This is a genomic window from Dactylosporangium aurantiacum (assembly GCF_000716715.1).
Taxonomy (GTDB): domain Bacteria; phylum Actinomycetota; class Actinomycetes; order Mycobacteriales; family Micromonosporaceae; genus Dactylosporangium; species Dactylosporangium aurantiacum.
This window is the reverse complement of sequence record NZ_JNYJ01000121.1, coordinates 1-1,678: the sequence shown is the minus strand read 5'-3', so window position 1 is coordinate 1,678 and position 1,678 is coordinate 1. Positions and strand designations below refer to the sequence as shown.

Here is a 1,678-nt window from a genome sequence, read left to right as displayed (position 1 = left end):
GAGGTCGTTGGCGGTGCGCAGTGCGGGGGCGGTGCGCCAGGCGGGGTCGTCTGGGGTGGGCAGGTTGGTGCCGGTGACGTGGAGGGTCACTGACTCGCCGGGCAGGAGGGTGGTGAGTTGCTGGTCGGTGTCGGCGGTGGGGTGGAGGCGGTCGGCGAAGAGGGTCAGGTCCCGTACGAAGGTGTGGGCGGTGATGTTGACGGTGGCGCCGTGCGTGGTGGGGTGGACGGTGATGTCGAGCTTGGCGGGTGGGTAGGTGAGGTCGGTGTCTTCGGCGAAGTAGTGGTGGGTGCTGTCGGCGGTGATGACCTCGTGGTGGGGGTTGTCGGGTGTGGTGATGTCCGCGGGGAGTGTGATGGTGGCGGTGCTGCCGGCGGGGACGTTGATGGTGATGGTGGTTTTGGCGCGGATGTCGCCGGTGAACGTGACCCGTTGGACGTCGACCTCGGTGTGCCAGGGGGTTTGGGTGTCGTTGACGGCGATGAGTGTGGGGGTGTTGTTGCGGGGTTGGATGGTGAGGAGCCGGTCGGTGTAGACGCGGCGCAGGGCGTGCCAGAGGGGTTTGCGGCGGCCGTCGCCGTCGATGGTGGACCAGGAGGTGACGGGCCAGTTGTCGTTGAGCTGCCACAGGATGGTGCCCATGCACAGGGGTTTGAGGGATCGGAAGTGGGCGATGCCGTGGGCGATGGCGCGGGCCTGGTTGAGTTGGGTGGCCCAGTGCCAGTCGTCGAATGTGGCTGGCTGCGGGAAGTGGCCGGTGAGGCCGCGGGCGAGTTTGCCGTTGCCGTCGGTGGCTTTCTGGTGGTGCAGCACGCCTGGCGAGGTGGGGGTGAGTGGCTCGTCGGACACGGCGCGGCGCAGGGTGGCGTAGGTGGGTGGGGCCTGGAACCCGAACTCGGCGAGGAACCGCGGTTGGTAGGTGCTGTAGTGGCGGTAGTCGTGGGTGTTCCACACGTCCCAGATGTGCGTCGTGCCGTGTGCCGGGTCGTTCGGGTGTACGTCTGTTGTGCCGGAGTAGGGGCTGCCGGGCCAGTAGCAGCGGCCGGGGTCGATGTCGGCGACGATGCCGGGCAGGAGGGTGTAGTAGTAGCCGGCGCCCCAGGAGCGGCCGGCGAGGGGTTGCTGCCAGTCCCAGTCGTGGAATCCCCACAGGTTCTCGTTGTTGCCGACCCACATCACCAGCGACGGGTGCGGCATCAGTCTGAGGACCTGGTGCCGGGCTTCCGCGGCGACCTCGGAGGCGAGGGGTTCCTCTTCGGGGTAGGCGGCGCAGGCGAACAGGAAGTCCTGCCCGACGAGCAGGCCGTGTTCGTCGGCGAGGTCGTAGAAGTCGTCGCTTTCGTACCGGCCGCCGCCCCACACCCGCAGGTAGTTCACCCCCGCCCCGATCGCCTGCCCGATCCGGGCGGCGTAGCGGGCCCGGTCCACCCGGGTGACGAACGCGTCGTCGGGGATCCAGTTCACGCCACGCACGAACACCGGCGTGCCGTTGACGATCACGGTGAACGCGGTGCCGTCCGCGTCCGCGCTGGTGTCCACGGTGACGGTGCGGAACCCGATCCGACGCTGCCAGGAATCCAGTGCCCCATCAGCAGCGCTCAACTCGACCGTCAGGTCATACAGGTCCGCGGCGCCGTAGCCACGCGGCCACCACAGGCGCACGTCCGGCACCCGCACC

At 68.8% G+C, this 1,678-nt stretch carries 1 protein-coding gene; it reads right to left on the bottom strand.

What is annotated here, in order from left to right:
* On the bottom strand, positions 1 to 1,678 hold a 1,678-nt coding region (locus tag OP18_RS50485), incomplete at both ends, for a glycoside hydrolase family 2 protein (protein ID WP_033367933.1).